General features: G+C 63.7%; 1 protein-coding gene. It reads left to right on the top strand.

The window, feature by feature from the left end:
- The first annotated feature begins 89 nt into the window (after nt 1-89).
- Nucleotides 90-1,124 carry an IS110 family RNA-guided transposase gene (locus AC3A3Q_RS18680; protein ID WP_487587640.1) on the top strand — a complete coding sequence of 345 codons (1,035 nt, stop codon included), beginning with the start codon at nt 90-92 and terminating at the stop codon, nt 1,122-1,124.
- The last annotated feature ends 244 nt before the right edge of the window (nt 1,125-1,368 follow it).

Below are 1,368 nucleotides of genomic sequence, written 5' to 3'. Positions count from 1 at the left end.
ATAGCAATGGGATGGACTCCTCCTCACCTTGGCACCCGGTGGGTGCCAGACTGAATTTGCGAGACAGTCGCGGCGAGAAGGAGTCCACCATGAACGAGCTTATGCGCATTGGGGTCGACTTGGCCAAGAACGTGTTCCAGGTGCACGGCGTGGATCGTCAGGAGCGGGCGGCATGGCGCAAGCGGTTGCCGCGGGACCGCTGGTTGCAGGCGGTGGTCGAGGTGGCGCCGCCGGGCTGCGAAATCGGAATGGAGAGCTGTGGCGGCGCCCATCATTGGGCCCGGCAGCTGCAGGCGCACGGATTCCGCGTGAAGCTGATTGCCCCGCAGTTCGTGAAGCCCTACGTCAAGAGCAACAAGAACGATGCAAACGATGCCGAGGCGATATGCGAGGCGATGAGCCGACCCAGCATGCGCTTCGTATCGGTGAAGTCGGTGGCGCAACAGGACATCCAGGCCGCTCACCGCATTCGAGCAGGATTGGTTGAGCAGCGCACGGCCAAGGCCAACCAGATCCGCGGCCTGGTGGCCGAGTACGGATTGGTGGCGCCGAAGGAGCTGTTGTCGCTGCGTCGAGCGATTCCGCGCTGGCTGGAAGATGCGGATAACGGGCTTAGCGATCGTTTCCGACATCTGCTCGATGGACTGTGGCACGACGTCCGCGCTTTGGATGACCGCGTCGCCGACCTCGACGCAGACATCGGGGCCATTGCCCAAAGCGACCCCGATGCAGTGCGACTACAGCAGCTACGCGGCGTCGGTCCGATGATCGCCACGGCGTTGGTGGCCGCTGTGGGTGACGCCCGGCAGTTTGCCAATGGTCGTCAACTGTCCGCGTCGCTCGGACTGACACCGCGTCAGTACAGTTCAGGTGGCAAGGAACGCTTGCTGGGTATCAGCAAACGCGGCGATGCCTATCTGCGCTCGCTGTTGGTGCACGGGGCGCGGGCGATGCTGCGAACGGCCAAGGGCAAAGAGGACCGACTCAGCCGATGGGTATGCCGGCTGGCCGAGCGCTCGCACCCGAACGTGGCCTGCGTGGCCTTGGCGAACAAGACCGCACGCATGGCCTGGGCCATGTTGCGCCACGGCACCGATTATCAACCGGACCAGGCTGCCGCCTGACGACTAGGAAATCCCCCACAGATTGCGAACAACCTGCAGATGGCAAACCGGTCGGACCGGCGTCGGCAAACCCCTGAATGTCCTGGTGCGCAAGCACGTGATAGCGATTGGGAGCCGGCGCGCGAATAGCCCATCAAGGCCCAGCATCGAAGCGATGCCGCAGTCCGAGGCCGGATATACGTGCGCAGTCGACTAGGGCGCCGGATGCAGGATGCTTGCAGCAAGAGGAGGAGTCCATATACGG

The sequence above is a fragment of the Lysobacter sp. Soil_C_59 genome, from assembly GCF_057656415.1.
This window is presented reverse-complemented; position numbering and strand designations above follow the sequence as displayed.

Bases quoted from the DNA above. Each gene is read 5' to 3' on its own strand.
- AC3A3Q_RS18680 (WP_487587640.1), top strand. From the start codon at position 90: ATGAACGAGCTTATGCGCATTGGGGTCGACTTGGCCAAGAACGTGTTC.